The sequence below is a fragment of the Methylobacterium sp. PvP105 genome, from assembly GCF_017876975.1.
GTDB classification, from domain to species: Bacteria; Pseudomonadota; Alphaproteobacteria; order Rhizobiales; family Beijerinckiaceae; genus Methylobacterium; species Methylobacterium radiotolerans.
Genome location: NZ_JAGIPA010000001.1, coordinates 875,937 through 901,684, shown reverse-complemented (window position 1 = coordinate 901,684; position 25,748 = coordinate 875,937). Strand labels below are relative to the sequence as shown.

At 70.4% G+C, this 25,748-nt stretch carries 20 protein-coding genes and 2 pseudogenes; 15 read left to right on the top strand and 7 right to left on the bottom strand.

Annotation, left to right across the window (positions count from 1 at the left end; all coding sequences use genetic code 11):
- Positions 1-124: 124 nt before the first annotated feature.
- Positions 125-1,480 (top strand): hemolysin family protein, encoded by a 1,356-nt coding sequence (locus J3A75_RS04290; protein ID WP_083374475.1) that lies wholly within the window; start codon positions 125-127, stop codon positions 1,478-1,480.
- A gap of 436 nt (positions 1,481-1,916) precedes the next feature.
- On the opposite strand, the gene J3A75_RS04285 is transcribed toward J3A75_RS04290, so the two are convergent.
- Positions 1,917-2,168, bottom strand: coding sequence for a hypothetical protein (locus J3A75_RS04285; protein WP_012317316.1), 252 nt, complete (start codon positions 2,166-2,168; stop codon positions 1,917-1,919).
- Between the two features lie 785 nt (positions 2,169-2,953).
- Between J3A75_RS04285 and J3A75_RS04280 the strand changes: the two genes are divergently transcribed.
- Both J3A75_RS04280 and J3A75_RS04275 read left to right on the top strand, forming a co-directional pair.
- A complete protein-coding gene (locus tag J3A75_RS04280; protein ID WP_012317315.1) occupies positions 2,954-3,211 on the top strand; it encodes a hypothetical protein in 258 nt (85 codons plus the stop codon).
- Positions 3,212-3,355: 144 nt separating this feature from the next.
- On the top strand, positions 3,356-3,607 hold the full coding sequence (locus J3A75_RS04275; protein ID WP_012317314.1) for a hypothetical protein: 252 nt from the start codon (positions 3,356-3,358) through the stop codon (positions 3,605-3,607).
- A 208-nt stretch (positions 3,608-3,815) separates the two neighbouring features.
- Here J3A75_RS04275 and J3A75_RS04270 read toward each other — a convergent pair whose 3' ends face one another.
- Positions 3,816-4,100, bottom strand: coding sequence for a hypothetical protein (locus J3A75_RS04270; RefSeq protein ID WP_012317313.1), 285 nt, complete (start codon positions 4,098-4,100; stop codon positions 3,816-3,818).
- Positions 4,101-4,418: 318 nt separating this feature from the next.
- Between J3A75_RS04270 and J3A75_RS36360 the strand changes: the two are divergent.
- A pseudogene (locus tag J3A75_RS36360) lies at positions 4,419-4,628 on the top strand (MOSC domain-containing protein); the annotation flags it as partial.
- Between the two features lie 88 nt (positions 4,629-4,716).
- Here the strand turns inward: J3A75_RS36360 and J3A75_RS04265 are convergent.
- Positions 4,717-5,157: pseudogene (locus J3A75_RS04265) on the bottom strand (FAD-dependent monooxygenase); the annotation flags it as partial.
- 388 nt (positions 5,158-5,545) lie between these two features.
- On the opposite strand from J3A75_RS04265, the gene J3A75_RS04260 reads away from it, so the two are divergent.
- The 3 genes from J3A75_RS04260 to J3A75_RS04250 all read left to right on the top strand — a co-directional run bounded on the left by J3A75_RS04260 (position 5,546) and on the right by J3A75_RS04250 (position 8,177).
- Positions 5,546-7,168 carry an adenylate/guanylate cyclase domain-containing protein gene (locus tag J3A75_RS04260; RefSeq protein WP_209649729.1) on the top strand — a complete coding sequence of 541 codons (1,623 nt, stop codon included), beginning with the start codon at positions 5,546-5,548 and terminating at the stop codon, positions 7,166-7,168.
- 227 nt (positions 7,169-7,395) lie between these two features.
- Positions 7,396-8,010: a hypothetical protein gene (locus tag J3A75_RS04255; RefSeq protein WP_209649727.1), complete on the top strand. Its 615-nt coding sequence runs from the start codon at positions 7,396-7,398 to the stop codon at positions 8,008-8,010.
- A 26-nt stretch (positions 8,011-8,036) separates the two neighbouring features.
- On the top strand, positions 8,037-8,177 hold the full coding sequence (locus J3A75_RS04250) for a LacI family transcriptional regulator (protein WP_085985305.1): 141 nt from the start codon (positions 8,037-8,039) through the stop codon (positions 8,175-8,177).
- 26 nt (positions 8,178-8,203) lie between these two features.
- Here the strand turns inward: J3A75_RS04250 and J3A75_RS04245 are convergent, their stop codons facing one another.
- On the bottom strand, positions 8,204-8,737 hold the full coding sequence (locus J3A75_RS04245) for a TetR/AcrR family transcriptional regulator (RefSeq protein WP_012317310.1): 534 nt from the start codon (positions 8,735-8,737) through the stop codon (positions 8,204-8,206).
- A gap of 167 nt (positions 8,738-8,904) precedes the next feature.
- Between J3A75_RS04245 and J3A75_RS04240 the strand changes: the two genes are divergently transcribed.
- The 5 genes from J3A75_RS04240 to J3A75_RS04220 all read left to right on the top strand — a co-directional run bounded on the left by J3A75_RS04240 (position 8,905) and on the right by J3A75_RS04220 (position 15,746).
- Complete coding sequence (locus tag J3A75_RS04240; RefSeq protein WP_070998375.1) at positions 8,905-10,065, top strand: efflux RND transporter periplasmic adaptor subunit; 1,161 nt, start codon at positions 8,905-8,907, stop codon at positions 10,063-10,065.
- A 25-nt stretch (positions 10,066-10,090) separates the two neighbouring features.
- Complete coding sequence (locus tag J3A75_RS04235; protein WP_070998373.1) at positions 10,091-13,249, top strand: multidrug efflux RND transporter permease subunit; 3,159 nt, start codon at positions 10,091-10,093, stop codon at positions 13,247-13,249.
- A 117-nt stretch (positions 13,250-13,366) separates the two neighbouring features.
- Positions 13,367-14,656 (top strand): MFS transporter, encoded by a 1,290-nt coding sequence (locus tag J3A75_RS04230; protein WP_234741259.1) that lies wholly within the window; start codon positions 13,367-13,369, stop codon positions 14,654-14,656.
- Positions 14,657-14,665: 9 nt separating this feature from the next.
- Positions 14,666-15,406, top strand: a complete 741-nt coding sequence (locus tag J3A75_RS04225) for a phosphatase PAP2 family protein (protein ID WP_063111015.1) — start codon at positions 14,666-14,668, stop codon at positions 15,404-15,406.
- Between the two features lie 172 nt (positions 15,407-15,578).
- Positions 15,579-15,746: a hypothetical protein gene (locus J3A75_RS04220; RefSeq protein WP_164891327.1), complete on the top strand. Its 168-nt coding sequence runs from the start codon at positions 15,579-15,581 to the stop codon at positions 15,744-15,746.
- Positions 15,747-15,764: 18 nt separating this feature from the next.
- Here J3A75_RS04220 and J3A75_RS04215 read toward each other — a convergent pair whose 3' ends face one another.
- Complete coding sequence (locus J3A75_RS04215) at positions 15,765-17,546, bottom strand: M23 family metallopeptidase (RefSeq protein ID WP_245364374.1); 1,782 nt, start codon at positions 17,544-17,546, stop codon at positions 15,765-15,767.
- A gap of 701 nt (positions 17,547-18,247) precedes the next feature.
- On the opposite strand from J3A75_RS04215, the gene J3A75_RS04210 reads away from it, so the two are divergent.
- Positions 18,248-18,577: a CsbD family protein gene (locus tag J3A75_RS04210; protein ID WP_012317303.1), complete on the top strand. Its 330-nt coding sequence runs from the start codon at positions 18,248-18,250 to the stop codon at positions 18,575-18,577.
- A gap of 613 nt (positions 18,578-19,190) precedes the next feature.
- Positions 19,191-19,451, top strand: a complete 261-nt coding sequence (locus J3A75_RS04205; RefSeq protein ID WP_012317302.1) for a hypothetical protein — start codon at positions 19,191-19,193, stop codon at positions 19,449-19,451.
- 64 nt (positions 19,452-19,515) lie between these two features.
- Here J3A75_RS04205 and bcsS read toward each other — a convergent pair whose 3' ends face one another.
- Both bcsS and J3A75_RS04195 read right to left on the bottom strand, forming a co-directional pair.
- Positions 19,516-20,331 (bottom strand): cellulose biosynthesis protein BcsS, encoded by an 816-nt coding sequence (bcsS, locus tag J3A75_RS04200; protein WP_012317301.1) that lies wholly within the window; start codon positions 20,329-20,331, stop codon positions 19,516-19,518.
- A 162-nt stretch (positions 20,332-20,493) separates the two neighbouring features.
- Complete coding sequence (locus J3A75_RS04195) at positions 20,494-22,923, bottom strand: response regulator (protein ID WP_070998367.1); 2,430 nt, start codon at positions 22,921-22,923, stop codon at positions 20,494-20,496.
- Positions 22,924-23,358: 435 nt separating this feature from the next.
- Between J3A75_RS04195 and bcsA the strand changes: the two genes are divergently transcribed.
- A complete protein-coding gene (gene bcsA / locus J3A75_RS04190) occupies positions 23,359-25,743 on the top strand; it encodes a UDP-forming cellulose synthase catalytic subunit (protein WP_209649723.1) in 2,385 nt (794 codons plus the stop codon).
- The last annotated feature ends 5 nt before the right edge of the window (positions 25,744-25,748 follow it).

The window sequence follows — 25,748 nt, the reverse complement described above, 5'->3', positions numbered from 1 at the left end:
CCAGAGGCAGCCCGCCGAGGTGTCCCGGGGTTCGTCGGCGACAACGCCGAGGCCGCTCGGGCCCGGAAGCCCGTAGGCCGCGCGGCCTCTCTCCTGTACAGACCGTCGGGACGCGGGCGGCATGATGGCCACACGGGAGGTGTCGATTTTGGACGACGGTTGGGCGACTGCCTTAGGGTTGTTTGCCGTCCTCGCCCTGGTTCTGGCGAACGGCTTCTTCGTGGCAGCGGAATTCGCCCTGGTCGCGGTGCGCAGGAGCCGCGTGGCCGAACTCGTCGCCGAGCGGCGCGTGAACGCGAAGGCGCTGCTCTGGGCCACGGACCACCTCGACGCCCACCTCGCGGCGACTCAGCTCGGCATCACCATCTCGTCCCTCGCGCTGGGCTGGGTCGGCGAGCCGGCACTGGCCCACCTGATCTTGCCCGCCCTGACGTGGGCGCCGGACATGCTCTCCACGGCGGCCGCGCACACGGTCGCGGTGGTGATCTCGTTCGTCATCATAACGGCGCTGCACATCGTGCTGGGTGAGCTGGCGCCGAAGAGCCTCGCGCTCCAGCGCAGCGAGCGCACGGCCCTCGCGGTGATCCGCCCGCTCAGCGTATTCCTGTTCGTGTTCCGCCCGGCCATCCTGTTCCTGAACGGCCTCGGCAACGGCGTCCTGCGCCTCTGCGGATTGCAGCCCGGCCACGGCGAAGGTGGACACCACTCGACGGCGGAACTCAATCTCCTGGTCGAGGCGAGCCGCGAGGCCGGCCTCATCCGCGAGGCGCAGCAGGAAGCGGTCGAGCGCATCTTCCGATTGGGAGATCGGCGGGTCCGCGAGATCATGACGCCGCGCCACGAGGTCGAGTGGGTCGACCTCGACGGATCGCCCGAGGAGATCACGCGGGCGGTCCGCGCCTGCAGCCACGCCCATGTCTTGGTGAGCCGCGGCGGCATCGACGAGGTCGTCGGCGTGCTGCGCAAGCAGGATCTGCTCGATCAGATCCTCGACGGGCAGCCCCTCGACATCGCCGCCGCCATGCGGCCGCCGAACGTCGTCCACGAGGGCATGACGGTCCTCACGGCGCTGGAGAGCTTCCAGCGCAACCCCGTGCAGCTGGCGGTGATCGTCGACGAGTACGGCAGCCTGGAGGGGCTCGTCACGCAGACGGATCTCCTCGAGGCCATCGCGGGCGACATTCCCGAGATCGGGGAGGATCCGGCCGTGGTCGAGCGCGAGGACGGCTCGCTCCTCATCGACGGCATGATGCCGGCCGAGGACGCGTTCGAGCGCCTCGCCTTCACCGACCCGCCCGATACGGACGACTACACGACGCTGGCCGGCTACGTCATCTTCCAGCTCGGCCGCATCCCGGCGGCGGGCGACGCCCTCGTCGCGGAGGGTTGGCGCCTCGAGGTGGTCGATATGGACGGCCGTCGCATCGACAAGGTCCTGGCCACCCGATTGCCGGGGCGGGCGCTGACCGGGACGGCGTGAGCGCGGGTCGTCGGGTTGAGGAGGGTGCGGCGCTCGCCCCGTTAGTCCACCCGGCCGTCGCCTGACGATCAGCCGATCATCCGCTCCAAGACGCGCATCCAGATCCCGAGCGCGGGGTTCCCAATCAGGGCCCGCCCGAATCCTCACGCGGCGAGGGCCCGGAAGGTCGCCTGCGTGCCGGCCATCGAGCGGATGGCGTTCGAGACGACGGCCCCGTCGAAGTCCGAGCCGAGGCCGGAGCGGGTCTCGCCGAAGCGCTCGACGAGCGCCCTTTGCCAGAGGGCGTGCCCGCGCGGCTGGAAGACGGCCGAAGCGACGGTGCTCGCCTCGTCCCGTCAGCGTTTTACGACGCAGCGCTGGTGTGCAATCGTCTGGTCGACGCGGCCAGGCGAGGCTGGATGCTCCGGGCAGCACCGCCGCGCGAGCGGCCCGTCGCTCAGTAACGATCGTAGCGGTAACCGCCGTAGCGTCGCCCTTCGTAGAACCGCGCATCCCGGCGGCCGTACCCGCCGAATTCGTGCTGGCGGCGATAGCCGTGAGCGGGCGCCCAGGGTGGCGGGCCGCCGTGCCGGAAGCCGCGCTCCCCGCGGGCCCAGGGCGGATCGGCCATGGCGGCCGACGAGGACCCGAGAATACCCCCGGCCAGCGCCAGTGTGCCGAGGAGGATCAACGTTGGCGTGCGGATCATGGATGGCTCCCTCGTAGCGGGGATTGCCCCGCGTCAGTCCAGATACGGCGTCCGGCACCGAACCGTTCCCGGGCGTAACGAAGGCGTGGCTAAAGCCCGGCATTCCCGCGAGCAACGCTGCAGTATTCGGTATCACGCGAGACCGAGCGCAGATCCGGACCGCGGTCTACCCGCATCGCGATGCCCGAAACGCGCGTGCTGAGCGTGACTGCGTGCCGTCACGACAGCGAAGGTGGCGCGGGTCCCTGGAACGGTCTCGGCGAAGCTGCCGTGAGTGCCTCCAGAACAGGAGATGCGCGATGCCACGCTTGCCGATTATCGTCCTCGCTACCCTGGCTCTCGGGGCCAGCGCAGGCGCTACGGAACAGGGCGCATCGTCCACGTCTCCAGGCCGCGAGATGCAGCATCGTGGGCGCTTTGCCGGAAGCCCGGGTGCGTCCGGCTGCGCAGCCGGCCACGAGACGAAGTTCGGCGGAACGGAGTCGACCGGCTTGACCACGCAGAGCGGCGGCGGCGGGGCTGGCAGCCTCGGAAGCGACACGACCGTCACCCGTCGCTGACAGAGACTTCGTCCCGTCCGGAGCTTTCGGCCGGATGGGTTGGTCTGAGCAGAGACCGGTCATTCGAAGATGTCGAACACGCGTGGCCGAGCTTGGGCTCGGAACCGGGGCGCGGATGAACATGAATTTCGGATGAACAACACTGGATGATGAAAATTGCCCTCGATGGAACGCGATAAGTGCCTTCTGCATTTGTTGTTTGAAATCGTAACTAGAGGATTGATCATGAAAAAGCTCGTCATGACCTTGACTGCCGGCGCGGCGGTCCTGGGCGCCGCCTCCGCCGCTCAGGCTCACGAGTGGGGTAGCGGCTACGGCTACGAACCGGGTTACGGTCATTCCCGCGTGATCGTGCGCGAGGGCTACCGCGACGGCTATCGCGGCGTCCGCTTCGGCCACCGTGACTGGGATCGTCCGGGTGTTCGCGTGATCGAGCGTCGCGGGTACGGCTACGGCCACCACGATGGCGACTGGGACGACTGATCGGACTGGAACACAAGTGGCTCAGAGGGGCGCCCAGCCGGGCGCCCCTTCGTTTTTTATGGTCGCGATCGGTTCATCGCATGCAACGGTTTCCCGCCCCTTCGGCTTTCTGAGCGGTTCATCGACGCGAGGAACAGCATCACCATGCCGGTACGTCTGATTACGACCGCCCTGCTTCTGTCCGTGGCGGCCACGGCGGCTCTCGCCGCCCCGATGTCGGCCGACGACAAGGCGACGCTTCAGCAGCAATGCATGGGCGACTTTACGACCTTCTGCGGTGACATGCCGCCCGACGAGGGGGCCGAGACGCAGGCCTGTTTCGAGAAGAACATGGCGAAACTCTCGCCGGGCTGCCAGGGCGCTATTCAGAGCTACAAGCAGGGCAAGAAGGGCTGACCGAACCGACCGGTCGGAACTCGAAGACCGGAGCGGCTGCCCTCACCGGGGTGACCGCGCCTCCGCGCTGGGCGAACCGGCACGCCGTCGGCTCGTCTCGGTGCATGGGATCAGCCTCACGATGGTCTGACGGCGTTCCCGCCGCGCACGGAACGTGCCGGTTCGACCACGAGGGGTGCGGGGCGGCCCGAGCCGCCCCCGCTGTCTGTCAGTAGCTGTAGGACCGGCGCGGGTAGGCCTGGGGCGCGCCGTAACCGGTGTCGCGCGGCTGGACCCGCGAGCCGTACTCGATCTCCCTGCGCCGCGCCTGCCGGTTGGCGAGGTAGCGGCCGCCGAGACAGCCGGCGACGGCGCCGACGACGCCGCGCTCGGCCAGGTAATGGCCCGCCAGACCGCCGATGATCGCGCCCTTGATGCAGCCCTTCGCCTCAGCCGCGCCGACGCTCATGAGTGTCACGAGAGCGATGACGGATGCTTGTCCAATGATGCGCATGCTGATGCTCCTCTTCGATCCGGAAGAGAATGCACCTGCGACACGACCGTTCCGGCCATCGCCGAACCGCCGGATGATCCCCTCCAAGCATCGGAACAGGACGAGCCTCCATCGCACGTGCCTGCCTCAACGATCGCCCCCAGACCGAGGCCGCGGTGTCGCCGCGCTCCGATGAGATCAAGCAGCGAACCGGGACGACGCCGACCTTGCCGAGGGTGACGGCGATCGCGCACCTCGGCGGAACACCTGTCTCGCCCCTCGCTCCGGCGGATGCGGCGGTTGCCGCGGAGCCCCAGAGCCTCGTGGAGCCTCTAGGGACTGTCGCAGAAGCCGGCCCGGCAAGCGTCCGACCTCCGCTACCGTGGCGACTCTGATAAGACGCTCCATCCGTATCCGCAGGACAATCACGCCGCCTGGGCCTCGGAGATCGGCGATCATCCGCCGCGCTCCCCACTGGGCGCTCTCGGCGAGAACGTCGCGGCGAAAGGCTGGACCGAGCGATACGTCTGTATCGGCGACATAGCCTGTGTCGGCTCCGCCCCACCTGCAAGTCAGCCAGAGGGCGCCGGACCGTGCTGTGGGCGCCGTCGCAGCCGACGACGTGGCGGAAGCCCGCCTCCGCGACCGCTCCGCCGTCATCCTGCAGTCGCACGCGGACACCGGCATCGTCCTGCTCCAGGGCGGTCAGGCGCAGGCCGCGCTCGACCCGCAGGCCGCAGCGCTCCAGGTGGCGGGTCAGGACACGCTCGGTCTCGGACTGCGGAAGTCCGAGCGACGCGTAGGGCAGGTCCAGGGGCGGACTGAGCGCGTCGACCGGCGGCTGGCCGTAGAGAACCGTGCGCAGACCCGTGAGCCAGAGACCCGCGTCGATCATCTCGCGGGCAAGGCCCATGTCCTCCCAGACTTCGAGGGTGCGCGGGGTGACCCCGATCGCGCGGCAATAGGGCGACGGCTGCGCCGCGCCGTCGACGATCCGGCAGCGCGCCCCGTGCCGGGCGAGTTCGCAGGCGAGTGTCAGGCCGACCGGTCCGGCCCCGACGATCAGAACATCCGCCATCGCACCCTCCCCGGGTCGACGCTGAAGCGACACGGTTCTCCGTCCGGTCCCGCGTCCTCGCGATCAGACAGTCGAGGCGCCGACTATAGGGGCCGTTCGCGAAATCCCATGCTGGGAGGGCCCGGAGCGATCTGAGCGAACCGGACGACGGTGTGCCCAGCCGGCGGCGATCGGCCTGGCGCCAGGTCTCGGTGTCCGGCGCGGCTGTCCATGCGCAGCACGACATCTTGTGGTTGATAGACTCTGTTGACTTCATGTCCCACAGACACTGAATTGGCGCCGCGGTCCGCGTTTCGGACGGAAAGTAAATACGTCCCGGCAAAGAATTGCCTGTATATGGAAGGAGCCAAGCAAGGGGCTATGTGCTGGTGCCTCGGGGTTGTGGGTGATGTCGGGTTTTGACGAGTCGGTCGCGCGCCAGCAGCGATTCATGGGGCCGCTCCTCGTGGCGGCGATCCTGTTCGGCCTGGTCGGGCTGCCGGTCGCGGTGTGGCTCGACCTGCGCGGCCTGTCCGAGCGCATGCTCGCCACGCAGGCGATCGAGACCGGCCGGATCATCGATCAGATGCGCAGCTTCTACGCCAGTGACGTGGTCCAGGCGGTCAACGCGGCGACGGGCCGGGTCGAGACGCGGCACGATTACAAGGGCGTACCGAACGCGATCCCGATCCCCGCGACGCTCTCCCTGGAGCTCGGCGAGCGGATCAGCGGCGGGGACGGCTCGGTGAAGTATCGCTTCGTCTCCGATCTCCCTTTCAAGGACCGCAAGCCGCACGATCTCGACGCGTTCGAGGTCCAGGCGCTGGCGGACCTCCGGGCCCGTCCCCAGACCGGATTCGTCAGCGAGACGACGGGATCGATCTTCGATCGGCAGGTGCGCATCGCGGCGCCGATTCGCATGGAATCCGCCTGCGTGCGCTGCCACAATGCCCATCCCCTGAGCCCGAAGACGGACTGGAAGGTCGGCGACGTCCGCGGCATCCAGGAGATCGTCCTGCACCAGCCGATCGCCGCCAACGTCTTCGCCTTCAAGTACCTGCTCGGCTACTTCATCCTGGCGGCGCTCGCCGGCACCACCGTCCTGCTGCTGCAGGCGCGACAGTCGCGCCTCATCGACCGGATGAATCGCGAGCTGACCGAGTCCAACGGCTTTCTGGCGTCGGTCTCGGTGCAGATCGCGAAGTACATCTCGCCCCAGGTCTACAAGAGCATCTTCAGCGGCGAGCGGGACGTGTCGATGGCGACCGAGCGCAAGAAGCTGACGATCTTCTTCTCCGACATCAAGGACTTCACCGCCACCACCGAGCGCCTGCAGCCCGAGGAGCTGACCGCACTCCTCAACGAGTACCTGACCGAGATGACCGCCATCGCGGTCAAGCACGGCGGCACGGTGGACAAGTATATCGGGGACGCGATGCTGGTCTTCTTCGGCGATCCGGAGAGCCGGGGCGTCCGCGAGGACGCGCAGGCCTGCGTCCGGATGGCGATCGAGATGCAGACGCGCCTCGGCCAGCTCAATGCCCGCTGGCGGCGGTCCGGCATCGAGCGCCCGTTCCAGGCGCGGATCGGGATCAACACGGGCTACTGCAACGTCGGCAACTTCGGCAGCGACGAGCGGATGGACTACACGATCATCGGCGCGGAAGCGAACCTCGCCGCCCGCCTCCAGGCGGCCGCGATGCCGGGTGGCATCACCCTGAGCTACGAAACCTACGCGCTGGTGAGCGATATCGTCCAGGCGAGCCCGCAGGAGCCGATCCGCATGAAGGGCATCAGCCGCGAGGTCGTCCCCTACGCCGTCGAGGGCGACCTCACCGCCGAGGCGACCGAGACGATCTTCTCCGAGCACGCCCGGGGGATCGACTTCTACGTCGACGTGGACGCGCTCGAGTTGGAGGGTGCGGCGCGGCTCCGGAAGCGCCTGCTCGATACCCTCGCCGCCGTCGACCGCCGGATGATCGGCGCGGGCGCCCCACCGGAGGCCGGCCCCCGGCCCTCCGCGGCCAGCTGACGTCCGGCCAGCGGTCACGAGCTGCCAGGTCCCCGCGAGCCTCACGAGGGAGAAGAGATCAACCGACGGTTTGGCGCCGACCACGGAGGTGTCCGGTATGTTTCTGTGGCGCAATGGAAATCGGGTCTGATCCGGATCGTCGATGTTCTGGCGCTTCGGTGGCAGCCGGAGCCCCGGGTTGATCTGGATCCCCGGATCCAGCTCCATCATGGCCTGCTCGGGATCTCGTGGACCGGTCCCGGCGCGCTCCGCGTCCGGGCGATGCTGGACAGGGCGAGCGGGCCGCAGGCTCGCCTCTCGAAGACGACAGCGACCGCGTCGAGCGGCCGGCCCGCGAAGGTGCCGGTCTACCGGGCGCCGATCTCCAGGGAGGGCTCCCCGACGGGCCGGCCCGATGTGCCGGCCATCGCGACGCGGAGCGGCGTCAGGCCACAGATCTCCCCGGGATGCGGCCGCCACACGATCTGGTCGAACCGGGCTATGCCCGAGCGGCCGAACCGGATCATCGCCGACAGGCCGCTGAGCACCGCGGCACGCCCGGTCACAACCCGCGTCGGATCGACAGTCTGTTCGGATCGTCGAATTCGGCCGCGCAGGAGCGCCGCGCCGCCTATCTGGAGGCCATGGGGCGGCACGGTCTGGCGTTGCAGGTCCGCAGTGTCGCCCCGAACGCGGCGGCCGCGAGGGAGGAGGCAACGCGCTGGCTCGAGGAGCCCGGCCAGCCGGTGGCGCGCGTCGTCCCGAACGGGCTCATCCCGACAAGCGCCGTGCGGGCGGCCAAGGCCGTGAACCTCGTGCTCCCGCGCCACCTCGCACCTGCCGGCTTCGGCAACGAGCCCTGACCGAGTTCGCTGGGCCGGCCCTCACCGTGATCGAGCAGCCAGTCGCCGAGATCGGCACCCAGGCGATGCGCCTGCTGTTCGAGGGGATCGAGCGGCCGGATCAGCCGGCCCGGGAGGTGTTCCTCAGCGGCAGCCACCTTGCCCGCGAGTCTAGAGCGGTGCGGTGACGGTCGTCGCTCCGGATCCCGGAGGTTCAGAGGAGCGCGAGGATGTCGTCGAAGACGGCGTCCCATTGGCCCTGGTCCAACGCCACGAGGCCGAGACTGCGCAGGAAGAAGGCGCCCTCGGCGGCGAAGAAGGCCGCGCGGGCCCTCCGCTCCGCCTCGGAGCCGGGTTCGAGGCGCGTCAGCCACGCCGCGTACCAGCCGCGCGCCTGCTCCCGATGTTTCGGCGATTGCAGCAAGCTCACGAGCATGCCGGCGATCTTGGTCTGTGTGGCCTCGTCGATCCGTGCCGACGCCGTCACGTAGCCGCGCACGTGGTCCACGCGGGTCCCGTCGGCCGGTGTGTGGCGGGCGACCTCCGCGTCGAAGCCCGCCAGCCAGCGGTCGGCCATGGCGGCGACCAGATCGTCCTTGCTGCCGAAGCAGTATTGCAGGCCACCCTTGGTGATCCCGGCCGCCCGCGCCACGGCGTCGAAGGTCAACGCCGTCGCCCCCTCCTCGCGCACGATCCGCTCGGCGATGTCGAGGACCTTGTCCCGGTCGATGCTCCGCGGCCGCCCCATCCAGACCTTTCCCCTTTTCAATCCATACGGATGGAATTAAACAGCCGGCCGCCAAGGCGCAAGCGCCGGAGCGGCGCGACACCCTCGTGGCGCCGACGCGGGCCGGATTTCAGGGGCCGGCGGACCGGTGTGCCGGATCCCGCTCAGTGGAAGGAGCATTTTGGTCCATGTCGATCTCGACCGCGCGCGGCTTCCGGCGCCCGACCCTCGTCGCGCTCGTGGTGAGCGCGTCGCTGAGCGGCTGCAAGCCCGCCGCCACCGACACGGCCGCGGTCGAGACGCCACCGCCGGACGTGTCGGTCGCGACCGTGACGCCCGCGACCGTGCCGCGCCTCTTCGACCTGCCGGGGCGCCTCGCCTCGACGCGGGTGGCGGAGGTCCGGGCCCAGGTTTCGGGCATCATCCGGGAGCGCGCGTTCGAGGAAGGCAGCCTCGTCGAGAAGGACGACGTCCTCTTCCGCATCGACCCGGCCGTCTACAAGGCCGAGGTCGACGCGAAGGCCGCGTCCCTCGCCCGAGCCGAGGCGTCGCGGGTGCAGGCGCTGAAGCAGTCGGAGCGGACCGAGACGCTGCTGGAGCGGCAGGCGGCCAGCACCGCCCAGCACGACGTCGCCGTCGCGACCCTGCGACAGGCCGAGGCCGACGTGGCGAGTGCCAGGGCGCAGCTTGACCGGGCCCGGATCGACCTGGACTTCGCCACCGTTCGAGCACCCATCGGCGGGCGGATCGGGCGGGCGCTCGTGACGGAGGGCGCGCTCGTCGGCCAGGGCGAGGCGACGAAGCTCGCGGTCATCCAGCAGGTCGACCCGATCTTCGCCGACTTCAACGCCTCCGCGTCCGATTACGGGTTGCTGGCGGACCGCGGTGGGGCCGGAGGCGCCGAGGTCCGGCTGGTCCACGCGGACGGCACCCTGCACACCGATCCCGGCAAGCTCCTGTTCTCGGACGTGAGCGTCGATCCGGGCACCGGTCAAGTCAGCCTGCGCGCCGCCTTCGCAAACCCGCGTCTCTCCCTGCTGCCCGGCGCCTATGTTCGGATCCGCGTCGCGCGCGGGGTGCAGCCGGGCGCCGTCATCGTGCCCGCGCAGGCGATCCAGCGCTCCAGCGCCGGCGAGGCCCAGGCCTTCGTGGTCGGCGCGGACCGGGTGCTGGCCCTGCGGCCCCTGCGCACCGGCGCGATGACCGAGGTCGGCTGGATCGTCGAGGACGGGCTGAAGCCCGGCGAGACCGTCGTCGTCGAGGGCTTCCAGAAGATCCATCCCGGCCTGGCGGTCAATCCGGTGCCGTGGGCGGGCGGCCGCACGGCCACCGCCGCCCCGCAGCCCTGACTCCGTCACGCAGGCTCGACCCGCCATGACCCGCTTCTTCATCGAGCGCCCGATCTTCGCCTGGGCGATCTCCATCTTCATCGTGCTGGTCGGCGCGATCTCGATCGTCTTCCTGCCGATCTCGCAGTACCCGGACGTCGCCCCGGTCACGATCCAGACGACGGCCATCTACCCGGGCGCGCCGCCCGAGCGGCTCTACGACGGCGTCACCCGGATCATCGAGGAGGAGCTGAACGGCATCCCCGGGCTGATGTACTTCGAGTCCACGAGCGACACGTCGGGGCAGGCGCAGATCCTCGCGTCCTTCGCGCCTGGCTCGGACCCGTCGAGAGCCACCGTGGCGGTCCAGAACCGCATCAAGCGCGTCGAGGCGCGCCTGCCCCGGGCGGTCACCCAGCAGGGCATCATCGTCGAGGAGGCCAGCACGAGCTTCCTGCAGTTCGTCGTGGTCAGTTCCCGCGACGGATCCCTGAGTGAGAGCGATCTCGGCGACCTCGCCGCGCGGCGCATCCTGGGCGAGCTGCGGCGCGTGCCCGGCGTCGGGCGCGCGACCCTGTTCTCGTCCGAGAAGGCACTGCGGATCTGGGTCGATCCGGTGAACCTCGTCGGGCTCGGCATGGTGCCGGGCGACGTCACGGCCGCGGTCCAGGCGCAGAACGCCCAGGTCGCCTCGGGGACCGTCGGCGCCCAGCCGGCGGCGGAGGGCCAGCGCATCGCCGCGAACGTACTGGTCAAGGGCCAGCTGACCACGGTGGCCGAGTTCGCCGAGATCGTGCTGCGCGCCAACCCGGACGGCTCGCTCGTGCGCCTGCGCGACGTGGCCGAGGTCGAGCTCGGCGGCCAGTCCTACGCGATGCAGACTCGCCAGGACGGCCGCCCGGCCGCCGGCATCGGCATCCAGCTCGCGCCCGGCGGCAACGCCCTCGCGGCCGCGACCGGCGTGAAGGCGCGGATCGCGAAGCTCCAGCGCACGCTGCCGGCCAATGTCAGCGTGACGGTGCCCTACGACACGACGCCCTTCGTCGAGGTGTCGATCCGGAAGGTGCTGATGACGCTCGCCGAGGCGATGGCGCTGGTCTTCGCGGTGATGTTCCTGTTCCTGCAGAACATCCGCTACACCCTGATCCCGACCATCGTCGTGCCGGTGGCGCTGCTCGGAACATGCGGCGCGCTGCTCGTCGCCGGCTTCTCGATCAACGTGCTGACGATGTTCGGCATGGTGCTGGCCATCGGCATCCTCGTGGACGACGCCATCGTGGTCGTCGAGAATGTCGAGCGGATCATGGCCGAGGAGGGGTTGCCTCCGACGGCGGCGACCCGCAAGGCCATGGGCCAGATCACCGGCGCCATCGTCGGAATCACCGCGGTGCTGATCGCCGTGTTCGTGCCGCTCGCCTTTTTCCCCGGTTCGGTCGGGGTGATCTACCGCCAGTTCGCGGTCAGCATGGCGACCTCGATCGCCTTCTCGGCCTTCCTGGCGCTGTCGCTGACGCCCGCGCTCTGCGCGACGCTGCTCAGGCCCGTCGAGGCCGGCCAGGGCCACGCCGAGAGTGGCTTCTTCGGCTGGTTCAACCGCCGGTTCCAGGCTGGCACGCGGGCCTACCGGTCCGGCGTCGCCGGGATGCTGCGCCGGCCCGTGCGAGCGCTCCTCGTCTACGCGGCCCTCGTAGCGGCCCTCGGCTGGGGCTACCTGCGCATGCCCACGAGCTTCCTGCCCATCGAGGACCAGGGCTACGTCATCGTCGACGCGCAGACGCCACCGGAATCGGCCGCGGGGCGCACCCTCGACGTGGTCCGGCGGATCGAGGACCATTTCGGAGCCGAGCCGGCGGTGGCAGCGCGGACGACGCTGCTCGGCTACGGCTTCTCGGGCCAGGGCCAGAACGCCGCCATCGCCTTCGTCACCTTGAAGGACTGGGCGGAGCGCGGTCCCGGCAACGGCGCCGAGGCGGTCAGCGCCCGGGCCAACGCGGTGCTCGGCGGCCTGCCGGACGCCATCGCCATGGCGCTGTCGCCGCCGGCCATCGAGGCCCTGGGCAATTCGAGCGGCTTCGCCTTCCGCCTGCAGGACAGGGCGCAGCAGGGGCAGGCCGCACTGGCCGCCGCGCGCGACCAGCTGCTCAAGGCGGCCCAGCAGAGCCCGATCCTCCAGGGCGTCTACGTCGAGGGCCTGCCGACCGCCCCGCAGATCGAGCTGACCCTGGATCGTCAGAAGGCGAACGCGCTCGGCGTCACCTTCGCCGACATCAACGACGCGCTCTCGACGAGCCTCGGCTCGGCCTACGTGAACGACTTCCCGAACCAAGCGCGCATGCAGCGCGTGATCGTGCAGGCGGAGGCCGGGCGCCGCATGAGGGCCGAGGACCTGCTCGACCTCAACGTGCGCAACGCCAAGGGGCAGATGGTGCCGCTCCAGTCCTTCGCACGAATTGCCTGGACGATGGGGCCGTCGCAGATCGTCGGCTTCAACGGCTACCCGAGCATCAAGATCTCCGGCAGCGCCGCGCCGGGCTACGCCAGCGGCGACGCCATGGCCGAGATGGAGCGCCTCGCCGCGCAATTGCCGCCGGGCTTCGACTTCGCCTGGACCGGTCAGTCGCTGCAGGAGAAGCTCTCGGGCAGCCAAGCGACCTACCTGCTGGCCCTGGCGCTGGTCTGCGTCTTCCTCTGCCTCGCGGCGCTCTACGAGAGCTGGGCCATCCCGCTGGCGGTGCTGCTCGTGGTGCCGACGGGCGTGGTCGGGGCGATCTTCGCCATGCTCGTCCGCGACATGCCGAACGACGTCTATTTCAAGGTCGGCCTGATCACCGTGATCGGCCTGACCGCGAAGAACGCGATCCTGATCATCGAGGTGGCCAAGGACCTCGTGGCGCGGGGCCGCCCCGTCCAGGCGGCGGCGCTGGAGGCCTGCGAGCTGCGCTTCCGGCCGATCATCATGACTTCGTTCGCCTTCATCCTCGGCGTCGTGCCCCTCGCGGTCGCCAACGGCGCGAGCATGAACAGCCAGCGCGCCATCGGCACGGGCGTGCTCGGCGGCATGGTCACCGCGACCGTGCTGGCCGTGTTCGCCACGCCGCTCTTCTACGTGCTGATCGCCCGGGCCATGGGCGCCCGCACCGCCCCGAGTCCGGCGGATGGCGGCGCGCGGGCGGGCGCCCCAGGAACGCCGGAGACGTCGCGCTGAGCCGCGTTCGCGGCGACGGGCCCTCCCGGTGACCGTCCGGGAGTGGGCCGCCCCCTCCGGGCCGGCGCCCGGTGCCCTAGGTTGGCTGAAAAGGGAGCCAGCCGGTTGACGCAGGACATGAGCGAGCGAGGAGGGACGGATCCGGCCCCGCGGGAACCGTCCGTCGCCCGAGCCCTCGATCTGCTCAATCTCCTGCTCATCGACGTCAATGGGGCGATCAAGCCCTATCTGAACGTGTACCTCTTTGTGCATCGCGGCTGGGACGACGCCGCGGTCGGGCTCGTCGGCACGGTGTCGGGGATCGTCGGCATCGCGGCGCAGACGCCGATCGGGACCGCCATCGACGCCGTGGGCGACAAGCGGCGGATCCTGCTCGGGGCGCTCGTGGCCCTGTCACTCGCCACCGTGCTCGTCGCCGTGGCGCCGCACTTCTGGCCCGTCCTCGCCGCCTCCTGCGTCCTCGCCGCGGTCGGCGGGATGCTCAGCCCGACGATCGCGACGCTGACCCTCGGGCTGTTCCCGGCCGGGAAACTGCCCCGGCGCTTCGGCCGCAACGCGGCCTTAGAGCGGACAGGGAACGTGGCCATCGCGGGACTGATCGGCCTCGTGGGCTGGCTGTTCCCGGACCGCGCCGTCTTCCTGCTCGTCCCGGCCTGCGCGATCGTCTCCGCCGCAGCGCTCTACGCGATACCCCGCCGGGCGATCGACGCGCGGCGGGCCCGCGGGGGCGGCGAAGGCGGGGCGGACGCGGCGCCGACGCGCTGGCGGACGCTGCTGACCTGCCGTCCGCTGATGGTCTTCGCGGTCTGCGTGATGCTGTTCCACTTCGCCAACGCGCCGCTGCTGACGCTGGTGGCGCAGGAGATCGGCCAGACCCGGCCGGACTGGTCGTCCGTCATCGTCTCCGTCTGCATCATCGGCGCGCAGGCGGTGATGGTGCCGATGGGCCTCCTCGTCGGCCGCCTGGCCGAGCGCTGGGGCCGCAAGCCGCTGCTGGTGATCGGCTTCGCCGCCCTGCCCGCGCGGGCCCTGCTCTATCTCGTCTGGCGCGACCCGTTCTGGCTCATCGCCGTCCAATGCCTCGACGGCGTCGGCGCCGGGCTGCTGAGCGCGGTCAAACCCCTGGTGATGGCCGACATCACCCGCGGAACCGGCCGCTACAACGCCGCCCACGGACTGATCGGGACCCTACAGGGCGCGGGCGCGGCGCTGTCCTTCGTCATCGCCGGGAGCCTCGTCCAGGCGGCCGGATTCCACGCGGCCTACCTCGCCTGCGCCGCGGTGGCCGTTGCGGCGCTCGCGGTGCTGGTGCTGCTGATGCCGGAGAGCGCCCCCGACGCGCCGCGCGGCAGCCCGGGCGCGTGGCTGCGGGGTCTCGTGCCCGGCGGCGTGTCGAGAGGCGCGTAGGGAGGAATCATGAGGCGTCGAATCACCGGTGCGGAGCGCCGCGCGCGGGCTGCCTGCCTCGCCGGTCTCGTCGTGTTCGCCCTCCCAGCGGTTGCCCCGGCGGCCGCCGGCACCCTGCACAGCACCTACATCGACCCGGAGGTGCTGGCGCTGCAGCGGGTCTTGCCGCCGCCGCCCGAGGCGGACTCCGAGATGCAGCGGGCGGATCTTCGGGCTGTCGAGGCCGCCGTCGGTGCCCGCACCCCTGACGACGAGCGCCGCATCACGGCGAACCTGCCCTGCACGCTCGACCGCTTCACCGAGGTTCTTGGACCGGCCTTCACGGCACGGGCGATGCCCGTCACCGCCGCGCTGATCGAGCGCGTGTTCCAAGACGGCGAACTGGCCGTGCTCGCCGCCAAGACCGCCATCGGCCGGCCACGTCCCTACACGCTCGAGCCCGATCTCGCGACGTACGGGCACCGCTCCGACAGCACGTCCTACCCGAGCGGCCACGCGACCTTCGGCCACCTCGCGGCGACGGTGCTGGCGCAGCTCGTCCCGGCCAAGCGCCGGGCCCTGTTCGCGTTCGCGGTCGGCTACGGCGCCAACCGGATGATCGCCGGGACCCATTTCCCGTCCGATCTGGAGGCCGGGCGGATCGCCGCGGCCGTGATCGCGGAAGCACTGCTGCGCGATCCCCGTTTCCAGCAAGATCTCGGGCGCGCCAGGGCCGAGATCGCGGCGGCCGGCGCCGCCTCCGCGCGATGACGGCGAGGTTGCTTCGGCCGGATCACGAAGGCGGGAGGCGGGTTGCGAGGCCGCCCGACGCCGTTATTTCCCGCCGGCACCGCGTTTCTTCCTCGAGAGACGCGGGCCGCGCTCGCGAATTCCGGAGACAGGCCGTTCGGCAACCGAACCTCGGACAGCAGGAGTTCCCGCCATGCACTACGTCACCAAGGAGAAGGCTGCCGACGGGCACTTCATGGTCAAGGTCGCTGGCCGCGCTGTCACGGAGACGTGCGAGAAGCGGCAAGCCAAGCGCCTCGTCCGCGCGATCCGCGGTCTGCGGCGCCTGAAGAAGGCCAAGCGGCGGGCACAGGCCGTCTGACTGGCGCGGACGACCGGCTCAGAGCGGCAGTGCGGACATCGCCAGGGCTCCGTGGTGGCGAAGTGTGTTCGTGGCCGCTACCTGCCGCTCGAAGGCCGTCATCAGCTTGGCCGATACCCCCTGGCTGTCGGGCAGGCGGATCGCCATCGGATCCAGGAAGTGGCCGTTGACGCTCACCTCGTAGTGGACGTGGGGCCCCGTCGAGAGCCCGGTCGAGCCCATATAGGCAATCACCTGCCCCTGATGGACGGCGGCGCCGGCCTGAACGCCGTGCGCGAGCCGCTGCAGGTGATTGTAGGCCGTCACGTAGCCGTTGGCGTGGTGGATCTCGACGCGGTTGCCGTAGCCGCCGCGCGGACCCGCATACGCCACCGTTCCGTCGCCCGTCGCCATGATCGGCGTGCCGGCCTTGTTGGCCCAGTCGACGCCATTGTGGAAGCGGGCGTAGTGCAGGATCGGGTGAACGCGCGTGCCGAACGGCGAGGTGATCCGCCCCTCCGCGATCGGCATGCGCATGAGGAACTTGCGGAGCGAGCTGCCCGTCTCGCTGAAGTAGCTGGCCGCCCCGGCCTCGGGCGCCTCGAACCGGTAGGCGCGGTGTTTCACGCCGTCGAGCGTCAGGGCAACGTAGCGGACCTCGGGCGGTCCACCCGCCTTCTCGCTCGGACTGAACAGCACCTCTAGCCGGTCGGACGGGTTGACCCGGTGCTGCATGTCCAGGCCGAATGCGAAGATTCCGACGATGCGCTCGGCCAGGATGCCGGGCAGTCCGTTGCGCAGGACCGCCTCGTAGATGCTCCTGTAGAGGGTCGCGCCGGAGCCGTCGCCATCGTCGCCCGTACGCGCCGCCGCGAACTGCGCGGACGGCGGCGCGACCGTGACGAAGCCGCCGGAATCCCGTTCCGCGACGATCTCCTCGACGCCCCCCGCGCCGTAGAGCGTCACGCGGTTGATCTGCCGCGCGGACTGGCCGGCGCGCGACCGGATGAGGAGCAGGTCCACATGCTGCCCCTCGGAGAGGCCGGTGCGGGCGTGGTCGCTGAAGGCGGCGAGGATGGCCTTCACGCGCGCGGGCTCGGCGCCGTTCGCCGCCAGCGTGTCGGCCAGGGTCTCGCCGCGCTTGAGCACGACGTCGCGGGTCTCGGTGAGGCTCAGGCCGGAGGCGGGCTCGGTCTCGGCGAGGTCCGTGATGTTCTCCGGAACGACCCGCACCTCGATCGCGTGAAACGGGTCATGGCCCGCATCCGCGCCGGCGGCCTTCGCGGCCCCGTCGTCCGGCGCGGCGACCAGGATCTGGGAGAGCTGCCTCTGCGGCGCGAACGGCACGGCGATCCGCGAACCCGCCTCCCGCGCAACCTGCGCCCGCGTCTCCACGAGAGCGGTGACATCCTCGTCGCTCAGGCAGGGCGCGTCGTCCGGGACCGGCGCTCCCGCGAGACCGGAGCGCGTGATCGTGACCATGGTGCCGGACGGATCGTCCTCCGGTTCGTCGGAAACCGCGGCGACCTGCCCGTCCTCGGCGAGCTGGCGCGTGGGATCGAAGGGCGGGATCTGCCCGTCGACCTCGTCGCCGGACGACAGGCTGGTCACGAGCCGCACGAAGGGCTGGGTCCGGATGATCTCGCGCGCGCCGACTTGGTGAGCCACCGGCGCGGAGAACTCCTCCCGGTCCGAGGCGACGAGCTGGTGCCGTACGAGGCGGTCGCCGCGCCGTCCGGCCACACCCTGCCCTTCCGCCACCTGGGCGGGACCCTTGCGGAACGTCGGCGGGGCGGGCCTGAGATCGGTGTCCACGGACATGCGGAGCGCCGCCCCCATCAGGGCCGCGCCGCAAGTAGCGATCAGAGAGCTGGCGCAGAGCCAGCGCCGATTCAGGCGTCGCCGGTCGAGCGGCGTCGCGCCGTCAGCCGGCGGCGCGGCAGCGCTGCTCAGCAGGGACCGGTGCAGTATGGGCAGCTCGCCGCGCGGTGCTCGTCCGCCCTGGTTCATCCGGTCCCCTCACACTCAAGCTTGCCGCTTCGGCGGTGAGTGCGGCCTGAATGAGGCTGCGGAACGCGCCTGACGCCATCGTCCGCCGGCCATGCGCATGCCTGGGTTTCCCGGTGCTCGGGTCCACGGCGCCACGGCCTGGCCTCGCCTCCGACCGGGTTGAAGGCAGCGGATTCCGGGACGACCGCCGCGCACGCGGCCGGGGGCGCCGAGCCCCCCCCCGACGGGTCCAGGACCAGCCGCACGAGGTCTCGGAAGTCGCGATGCCGGACAGCCCGACGGGGCGAGTGATCGCCGCGCGTCGCGTCGACGGCACAGCGACGGCCCGTGAGCGACGAAGTCGTCGCTTCAATAGGCGACGGAACGGGGGCCCCAAGCGAATCGACCGGTGATCGCGAGCGATCTCGGGAACGGGCGGAGGCGACCGCTGTTGCCCCAGTCGCCACAAAGGGATGGGTGTTCGGCCGCCGCGGCTCCGACACCGGTCCGCGACGGATTCGGAGAGCATGGCAATGGTCGACACCGACAGGATCACGGGCGCCGCACGCGAGCTCGGCGGCAAGGTACAGGGCGCAGTCGGCGACGCGGTCGGCTCGAACCGACACTCGGTCGAGGGGCGCCTGCGCGAGGCGCAAGGCACCGCCGAGACTCTCTACGGCCAGGCCAAGGACGCCGTGCGGCACGCGGCCGACGAGGTCTCGGACCGGGCTGCCGAGGCCTACGACCGGAGCCGGCACGCCGCGTGGGAAGGCCATCAGGCATCCGTCGCGTGGCCTCACGCCTCCCTGATCTTGGCCGGTCTCGTCGGCTTCGGGCTCGGCTTCCTGGTCAGCCGTCTCTGACGCCGATCTCCGCGCGCCGCCGTCGGCTCCGCGTCGAGGGGATAGCGGCGCGCGGCCCTGTCCGAGATGGTAGCGCCGTTCGCGATCGGGTTGGGACCGAGGCCTTGGCCGAGCCCCTGCCGTCTGTGGCGCGGATGCCCCATCGCCTGCGGGGCCGGGACAGGGTGAGGGATCAATTCGTGCCGAAGGAGGATGGCCTGATCGAGCCCGCGACGGCGCGCGATCGGGAAGCGTCTTCGCTCCGACCCCAGCCCTCTCCCTCACGCATGAGGCACGGCGCGAATGCCTCGACCGGGGTCGCCGGCTTTCCATTCCGTTGCGACAGGATCGGAAGCGGCTTTAGCGGGCGCAGGCACATCTCTCCTACTCCCAAGTCGCCCCTTCGGAAGCGCCCCTCAACGCCGCTCGGACGATCTTGCCGGTGCGGCGTCCGCGCCGGCCTCCGGCGCAGGGACAGATCGGGGCTCGAGCAAACGTCGGCGACAGCCCGCGAGAACCTCGGACCAGGTCCGAGATTGGGCCGGCCGTATCCGCGCCTGTATGAGTTCTTGTTCCGATATGGAACAAAGTTCTTGGCGCTATTCTCGCTTTTGACACCGCTCAGAGGTGTCTAATGCATCAGTTTATCGGCCTATTCGCCATCTTCGTGACACTGGCTGGAGTGCTCCACACCTGGGGCGTGCCGCGCTGGGCGATCGCCGGTCTGTGCCTGATCGGTCTCGCCGGCGCGTCCGCCACGCTCATCGGCAGTCAGCCCAGGGTGGCCCCGTCGCCGATGTCACGGGTGAACGCGCTCAACGACGCGATGCAGCCGGTTTTCGAGGGCGTCTGGGACCCGCTGAGGCCCGGCCGCCTCCTGACGACGTCGCGGTAAGGTCGCCGGTCAGCGCGGTCGCAGTGGCAGCGCGCGGGTCGCTCTCGAGAGCCCGCGCATCACCCTAGAAGGTCGAGCGCGCCTCGATGCTGGAATAGTAGCCGGAGCCCTGCACCCGATCCCGGACGTACCCGGCGGCCACCGACATCTGGACGGGTCCGAAGCGGACGCCGGTCAGATGGGCACCGATGCGGTACTGGCGGAAGAAGTCGTCGCCTAGGAACAGCGCTTCAGGCCCGATATAGACGCCGTCCGCGAGCATGTAGCCCACACGCAGGCGTGAGTAGTAGGCGTTGAATTTGGTCGAGTAGGAGCCGTAGGCCGAGATCATGGTCCGGTCGGTCGGCGTCGCGTAGAAGTTGCCAGCGACCTTGAGCCCGACGCCCGTACCGACGACCGGGTTGCCCGGGTCGGGGATGGACAGCTGATTGCTGCGGACGTTGAAGCCGATAAATCCGGCGAGAGCGGCGTCCTTCCAGACCCACTCGTAACCCGCCTGAAGGGCGCCTTCCTGCTGGTAGCCGGTCACCCGCGTCGCGACGGACCTGCCGGGATACGAGTAAGTTCCCCCGATGGCGTCGACGCGGACCCGCAGGCCGTCCCGGGTGGGGGAGCCGTTGGGTGCGGCGGTGACGGTCACGGAGCCGAAGGCCGAGCTGTTCGACGTGACGCTGGTCGATCCGTCGACCGCGACGGCCCAGCTGTCGTCGACCGCCTGCTGCGAGGCACCCGTGTACCAATCGGCGCTCGCCCCCCGGGCCGGCAGGTCGGCGGCGGTCGCGTGCGTGACCGATGCGGCGGCGCAGGCGCACGAGAGAGCGAGAGCAGTCGTGAACGGCGTGAAAGGACGTCGGGCAGTCGGTTCCGCAGTCCCGCCCATATTCGCCGGCTCCGTTCAGGTACGATTTACGCTTTAACCAACACTCGGCGACAATGGTTAACATCCGATTTTGTGGTGACTGCTTCTCGATATCGGCGGCGTCATCGAGGTCGGGCGACGCGCGCTCGCGAACCGCGCGTGGCGTGCCGGAGCGCGCCGCGGTCAGGCCGCGCGGGCGCGGCTCGCCGCGGCGTCGAGGACGACCTGCAGGTCCTCGTTGCGGAAAGGCTTGTCGATCCGCAGGAAGGCGTCGGCGGATTGCGGCAGCTGGCCGTGCGGGCTGGCGAGGATGATCCGAATCTCCGGATACCGCTCGACCACCGTGGCGGCGAGCTGGAGGCCGGCCATCACCGGCATGGATTGGTCGACGATCATCGCGTCGAAGGCGGGGTCGCGGGCGAGAATCTCCAGGGCGTGCGCGCCTGAGGCGGCCTGCACCACCGCGTGGCCGAGATCGGCGAGCACCTCGGCGACGCTGGCCCGCACGAGACCGTCGCTCTCGACGAGCAGGATCTTCAGGCCCGCCGCGCGGGCCGGCGGGAGCTTGGCGACGGCCGGGGACGCGGCGGGCAGCCAGAACTCGGCCAGGAAGGGCTCGGAGTCGGTCCCGTCGCGGATCAGGCGCCAGAGGCCCCCGCTCTCGGTCACGAGGGCGGCGGCCGACGTCAGGGTCGGTCCGGTGCCGGCCGGCAGCGGCGCGGCCTCGGGGCGGCGACCGCTACTGACGAGCACCCGCACGTAGGATGCAAACGCCGCCTCGGCGCCCGCGTCCTCGGGCGCGCCCTCGACCGCCGCGATGGCGAAGCCGGCGAGGCCGGCGTCGCGGATATGGAAGGCCAAGTTGAGGAGCAGCAGTTCCAGCACGCGCTCGCTGCACAGGACGGGCGGCAACCCGGCGGGGATGCGATTGAGGACCGGCATCTCGCCGAGGGCGTTCGCGGCCAGGAATGGCAGGTAGCCTTCGAAGGTGGTGGCGAGGTCGGTCTCGGCCAGGGTGATGCTGGTCTCGTCGCCGCGCACGAGGTGCAGCATCCGGCGGGTCAGCGCCGCGCCCCGGCGCGCGCCGGCCGTAGCCCGCGCGACGAGCCGTTCCTGCTCCGGCGCGAGGGCGTGGCGGCGCGTCAGCAGCGTGAGATTCGTCAGAACGACGGTGAGGACGTCGTTGAACTCGTGGACGATGCCGTCGGTCACCCGCCGCAGAACGAGATTGCGGCGCGGCTCGACCTGCTGCGGCAGGGGCGCCGCCTCGCCGCCCGGGAGCTTGCGCATGAGGGCGAAGAGCCGTCGGTCGCCCCGGGCATCGGCGAGGCTCAGCAGCCTCACCTGAACCTGCTGCTCCGGCCAGTCGCGCAGGTGCAGGACCACGTCGTGCGGGCCGTCGGCTCCCAGGGCGGCAGCGCGCGCCCGGTCGAGAACGGGGCGGTCGTCGGCAACGAAACAGGCGGCGAACGGGGCGGCGGACGGGTTTCCGTCGCTGCCGAGCGCGGTCCGGGCATCCAGGAGGGTCCGGCCGGTGTCGGGATCGATCTCGCAGCAGGCCCAGCCGGAGACCGCCTCGAAGGTTGTCAGCCGCGCCTTGAGCCGCGCGACCTCGGACCCGGCACCGGCCATCATCAGCCCGGCGCTCCGGCGATGACCCGCGAGGACGTCCGAGAGCGCCGCGAACTCGCCGATCCACGGCAGTGGCGCCTCGGATTCGCCCGCAGCTGTCCCGCCCTCCCCCTTCATGAGGCGGCGCAGCGGTCGCGTCAGCCGCTCCCCCGCGACGTAGCCGAGGGCCGCCGCGCAGGCCACGAGGACGAGGCCGATGCCGAGCATCCGCCAGTCCGGCGGCGCGGTCCGCGCCGCGCCGGAGGGGACGGCTTGCGCTGTCACCAGCCATCCCGGGGAGCCGATCTCGGCCGCGACGCGCATCGGCGTCGTGGCCGAGGCGCCCGTTGTCCGGAACGGGCTCGGGGTCCCGGAGAGAACCCGACTGTCCGGGGTGGCGACGAGGAACGCGAGCGTCTCGGGCAGCGCCCCGGCGCGCCGCACGTCCTCCTCGACCTTGGTGAAGTAGCTCGGGTCGGCGTCGAGGCGCAGCAGGCCGTCCTGTCCGCGCTCGCCCAGCGCGACGGCCGCCCCGAACGGCGCGTCGGCCTCCGTACCGTCGCTGACCACGATGACCCCGGCCGCGCGGCCGCGCAGGAACCAGGTCTGCCGCGCGACGCTGCTGCCGATGCGGTGCTCGTCTCGGGCCGCCAGCACGGTGCCGTCGGGCGCGACGAGCACCGCGTCCCGGTAGGCCGGGTTCAGGGCGAGCCACGCGCGCAGGCGCGCGGCGCGCTGGTCGGCGGAGAGCAGGCCGTCGTCGTCGCGGAGCGTCAGAGCAGCGTTGCGCGCCTCGCCCACGGTCTGCCGCAGCCGCGCCGCGATGGCGGCGACGTAGGCGCGCGAGGCCGAGTCGACCATCTCCTGCGGGGACGAGGCGGTTCCGGGTTGGGCGGCCGGCACCACGATCAGGAGGGCGGCCGCGAACCCCGCCGCGGCGGCAATCGCCACCTGCAGCGCGTTGAGCAATCCGAGGGAGATCTTCAGCGGCTTCGCGGTCATCCGTACGCCCGGGGGTCGGTCCCGAGCGAGGCTCGATTTTCGTTAAGGGTCGATTAAGGCCCGCGGCGCACCGAGACGGCGGCACCGGGTCCAGGCCCAGCCGGCCGGCCGGAACGCCTAAATCGCAACGACTATTTGTGGCGCTCTTCCTCGCATGCGCCGGGCCATCACCGATTATCGAGAAGTTTACGAACGGATCGTTAATGTATTCAGCGTGGCGGCGCGTCTCAAGTCCGCTGCTGCAGCCAGATCCACTTCGTGACGCCGGCTCCCGACTGGGCTGGCCGCATTCCTTAGTTAGCTGTAATTTTCGATCAAGTGCATCTTGCCGGATATTGCGAATGGGTTTGTTCATTGACCTTCGTCGCTGTACAAAGCCGGCCTTAGAGCCGTTGCACCTCGATCCGAGGGTTTGTTGGCCCGGGAGGCTGTAGCGTGAGGCAGGCGTTGCGTTGGCTGGCCTGGGTTGGGGCGACAGTCGCCAGCCTCGCCTTGCTCAGCCAGCCCGTCGGGACGCAGGCCCAGCTCGCCATGAGCCTCGCCGCCATGGCGGTGATGATCGTGCTGTGGGCGGTGCTCGACGGGCCGCGAACGCGGTTCGTCTTCATGGCGCTCGGCAGCCTCGTGGTGCTGCGCTACATCCTGTGGAGGCTCACCAACACCCTGCCCTTGCCGGGCGACCCGGTCAGCTTCGGGTTCGGCCTGATCCTGCTGGTGGCCGAGCTCTACTGCGTCTTCATCCTGTTCGTCAGTCTGATCATCAACGCGGACCCGCTGCGGCGCGACCCGCCGCCGGCGGCCCCGGCGGCCGACCTTCCCACGGTCGACGTGTTCGTGCCGAGCTACAATGAGGACACTTCGATCCTCGCCATGACCCTGGCGGCGGCGCGGCAGCTGAACTACCCGCCCGACAAGCTCACCGTGTGGTTGCTTGATGACGGTGGCACTGACCAGAAGTGCAGCGATGCCGACCCGGCCAAGGCCGCGGCGGCGCGCGCCCGCCGGGGCGAGCTGCAAGCGCTGTGCGACGAGCTCGGCGCCCGCTACCTCACCCGCGCCCGCAACGAGCACGCGAAGGCGGGCAACCTCAACAACGGCCTCGCCCAGGCCCGGGGCGACCTCGTGGCGGTGCTCGACGCCGACCACGTCCCGTTCCGCTCGTTCCTGACCGAGACCGTCGGCTACTTCGCGCAGGACCCGCGCCTGTTCCTCGTCCAGACGCCGCACGCGTTCCTCAACCCCGACCCGGTCGAGCGCAACCTGCGAACCTTCGAGCGCATGCCCTCGGAGAACGAGATGTTCTACGCGGTCACGCAGCGCGGCCTCGACAAGTGGAACGGCTCGTTCTTCTGCGGGTCGGCGGCCCTGCTGCGGCGCACCGCTCTCGACGAAGCCGGCGGCTTCTCGGGCATCACCATCACGGAGGATTGCGAGACCGCTTTCGAGCTGCACTCGCGCAATTGGACCAGCGCCTACGTCGACAAGCCGCTGATCGCCGGCCTTCAGCCGGACACGCTGGCGGACTTCATCGGCCAGCGCTCGCGCTGGTGCCAGGGGATGTTCCAGATCCTGCTCCTGAAGAACCCGGTCTTCCAGAAGGGCCTCAAGCCCATCCAGAAGATCGCCTACCTCTCCAGCATGACCTTCTGGTTCTTCCCGATCCCGCGGCTGATCTTCATGTTCGCGCCGCTGCTGCACATCTTCTTCGACCTGAAGATCTTCGTGGCAAGCGTGGACGAGTCGATCGCCTACACGCTGACCTACATCGTCATCAACCTGATGATCCAGAACTACGTCTACGGCAAATTCCGCTGGCCGTTCGTGTCGGAGCTCTACGAGTACATTCAGGGCGTCTACCTGGCCAAGGCGATCGTCTCGGTCATCGCCTCGCCGCGCAAGCCGACCTTCAATGTCACCAACAAGGGCGCGACCCTCGACCACGACCATATCTCGTCGCTCGCCCTGCCGTTCTTCCTGATCTACCTGCTCCTGATGCTCGGCTGCGCGGTCGCGGCGTGGCGCTACCTGTACGAGCCCGGCGTGACCAACCTGATGCTGGTGGTCGGGCTCTGGAACTTCTTCAACCTGCTCACCGCGGGCGCGTCGCTCGGGGTCTGCGCCGAGCGGCGCCAGCTCGAACGCACGCCGTCGCTGGCGATCGATCGCCGCGGGGTCCTCAGCCTCTCCGGGCACAGCGTCGACGTGGCGATCGAGCGGGTCTCCGCGGACGCCTGCACCCTGCGCCTCCTCAGCGGCGCCCTCGATCCGGGTCTCACCCGCCCGCCGCTGCGGGGCGCGCTCAGCGTCGAGCCGACGGCCGGGGCACGCCGGGCCGCGCCGCTGCCGGTCCATCTGGAGCATGCGACGCGCGACGGCCCTGAGCTCGTCATGCGGGTGAATTTCGGCACGCTGGCGGTTCGCGACTACCCGGCGCTCGCGGGCCTCATGTACGGCGACGCCGAGGCGATGCGCCGTTTCCAACTGCGGCGGCGGCGGCACAAGGACATCCCCACCGGCACGCTGCAATTCGCGTGGTGGGGTCTCGTCGAGCCGATCCGCGCCCTGCGCTATCTCCTGGCCAGCCGGCGCCCGCGGCCCGTCGAGATCGAGGAGGCTCCGGTCTACGACGCGCCGTCGGCGGCCGTCGCCCCGACGCCGTCCGTCCCGGCCGCGGCGACGGCCGGTGCGGCGCCGACACTGCCCACGGCCGCCAAACCCACCGACGTCGAGAGCGGGGACGACTGGGTCCGCCTGATGATGGATTACGAGAACGAGCGCACCCTGGCCGAGCTTCGCGGCCGGCGCACGAGCGCGGCGTGACGGCG

What these genes read in the sequence shown, in the direction of transcription:
- J3A75_RS04290 (WP_083374475.1), top strand. Translation starts at nt 125, where the DNA reads ATGGCCACACGGGAGGTGTCGATTTTGGACGACGGTTGGGCGACTGCC.
- J3A75_RS04285 (WP_012317316.1), bottom strand. Translation starts at nt 2,168, where the DNA reads ATGATCCGCACGCCAACGTTGATCCTCCTCGGCACACTGGCGCTGGCC.
- J3A75_RS04280 (WP_012317315.1), top strand. Translation starts at nt 2,954, where the DNA reads ATGAAAAAGCTCGTCATGACCTTGACTGCCGGCGCGGCGGTCCTGGGC.
- J3A75_RS04275 (WP_012317314.1), top strand. Translation starts at nt 3,356, where the DNA reads ATGCCGGTACGTCTGATTACGACCGCCCTGCTTCTGTCCGTGGCGGCC.
- J3A75_RS04270 (WP_012317313.1), bottom strand. Translation starts at nt 4,100, where the DNA reads ATGCGCATCATTGGACAAGCATCCGTCATCGCTCTCGTGACACTCATG.
- J3A75_RS04260 (WP_209649729.1), top strand. Translation starts at nt 5,546, where the DNA reads ATGTCGGGTTTTGACGAGTCGGTCGCGCGCCAGCAGCGATTCATGGGG.
- J3A75_RS04245 (WP_012317310.1), bottom strand. Translation starts at nt 8,737, where the DNA reads ATGGGGCGGCCGCGGAGCATCGACCGGGACAAGGTCCTCGACATCGCC.
- J3A75_RS04240 (WP_070998375.1), top strand. Translation starts at nt 8,905, where the DNA reads ATGTCGATCTCGACCGCGCGCGGCTTCCGGCGCCCGACCCTCGTCGCG.
- J3A75_RS04235 (WP_070998373.1), top strand. Translation starts at nt 10,091, where the DNA reads ATGACCCGCTTCTTCATCGAGCGCCCGATCTTCGCCTGGGCGATCTCC.
- J3A75_RS04230 (WP_234741259.1), top strand. Translation starts at nt 13,367, where the DNA reads ATGAGCGAGCGAGGAGGGACGGATCCGGCCCCGCGGGAACCGTCCGTC.
- J3A75_RS04225 (WP_063111015.1), top strand. Translation starts at nt 14,666, where the DNA reads ATGAGGCGTCGAATCACCGGTGCGGAGCGCCGCGCGCGGGCTGCCTGC.
- J3A75_RS04220 (WP_164891327.1), top strand. Translation starts at nt 15,579, where the DNA reads ATGCACTACGTCACCAAGGAGAAGGCTGCCGACGGGCACTTCATGGTC.
- J3A75_RS04215 (WP_245364374.1), bottom strand. Translation starts at nt 17,546, where the DNA reads ATGTCCGTGGACACCGATCTCAGGCCCGCCCCGCCGACGTTCCGCAAG.
- J3A75_RS04210 (WP_012317303.1), top strand. Translation starts at nt 18,248, where the DNA reads ATGGTCGACACCGACAGGATCACGGGCGCCGCACGCGAGCTCGGCGGC.
- J3A75_RS04205 (WP_012317302.1), top strand. Translation starts at nt 19,191, where the DNA reads ATGCATCAGTTTATCGGCCTATTCGCCATCTTCGTGACACTGGCTGGA.
- bcsS (WP_012317301.1), bottom strand. Translation starts at nt 20,331, where the DNA reads ATGGGCGGGACTGCGGAACCGACTGCCCGACGTCCTTTCACGCCGTTC.
- J3A75_RS04195 (WP_070998367.1), bottom strand. Translation starts at nt 22,923, where the DNA reads ATGACCGCGAAGCCGCTGAAGATCTCCCTCGGATTGCTCAACGCGCTG.